The sequence below is a fragment of the Vibrio sp. 661 genome, from assembly GCF_033339315.1.
GTDB lineage: Bacteria > Pseudomonadota > Gammaproteobacteria > Enterobacterales > Vibrionaceae > Vibrio > Vibrio alginolyticus.
This window is the reverse complement of the sequence record NZ_JAWOUJ010000105.1, coordinates 1-1167: the sequence shown is the minus strand read 5'-3', so window position 1 is coordinate 1167 and position 1167 is coordinate 1. Positions and strand designations below refer to the sequence as shown.

Annotated in this window: 1 protein-coding gene; it reads left to right on the top strand. The window is 45.7% G+C overall.

The window, feature by feature from the left end; all coding sequences use genetic code 11:
• Positions 1-39: 39 nt before the first annotated feature.
• Positions 40-1167 (top strand): MotA/TolQ/ExbB proton channel family protein (locus R7P69_RS25020; protein ID WP_318121797.1); only part of this gene is annotated, 1128 nt, incomplete at its 3' end.

Sequence of the window (1167 nt, the reverse complement as noted above, 5' to 3'; positions counted from 1 at the left end):
CTAATCAAATTGCCTGTATTTGCTGGGGAGGAATAAGAGATGAAAGGATTCAAAACTCTAGCCGCTGGTCTACTAGCCAGCTTATTTATGGTTTCTGGCGTTCAAGCTGAAACCCCACAAACACTTTCTGAACTACTAAAAAACGTAAAATCAGAAAGCATTGTTGAATCAAAAGAAAACAAAGAACGCGAAGCTGTGTTCAAGCGCGATCGTGACCAACAAGCCGTATTACTGCAACAAGCGCGCGATGAGCTTGCCGCACAACAAGCACTGGGTGATCAGCTAAAAGCAACGTTCGACGAAAACGACAAACAACTGACTGAACTAACCGAAACACTGCGTGTTCGCTCCGGTACCTTGGGTGAAATGTTTGGTGTGGTTCGTCAATACGCAGGCGAATTTAAAGGTCTGTTTGCCGCTTCGCAAAATGCCGTTCAGTTCCCAGAGCGTGATGCACTGCTGACGAAACTGGCAGAAAGTAAAGAACTACCATCAACTCAAGAGCTGGAAGCATTCTGGCACACTATTCTTCAACAAGTTGTCGTATCTGGTGATACATCAACAACACAAGCAACGGTTGTTTACGGTGAAGGTAAAGAAGCCGTTCGCGACGTAACGCTAGTAGGTGAATTTAACGCAATTGCAGATGGCAAATACGTCATTTACGTACCTCAAACTGGCAAGTTCGAAGAACTATCACGTCAGCCAAGCAAGAACATCACAAGCCAAGTGGCTGGTTTTGAATCAGCAAAAGGCACTTATGAGCCGCTATTCCTTGATCCATCTCGTGGCGTAATTCTATCGCTACTAGTACAGAGTCCTACCGTTCAGGAACGTATTGACCAAGGTGGTATCGTTGGTTACGTCATCCTAGCAATGGGCGCTGTTGGTGTCATCATCGCGCTATTGTGCTTCCTACGCCTTCAGATCATCGGTGGCAAAATGCGTAAACAGGCGAAATCAGACACAGTTATCCCTGGCAACCCTCTAGGTGAAGTTATCCAAGCTTACCAAGATCACAAAGGCGACAACCTTGAAGATCTGGAAGCAAAGTTGGACGAAATCATCCTACGCAATGCACCAAGCATTGAACGCTTTATCAGCTCAATCAAACTGTTTGCTTCTGTAGCACCACTACTGGGTCTACTAGGTACAGTAATGGGTATG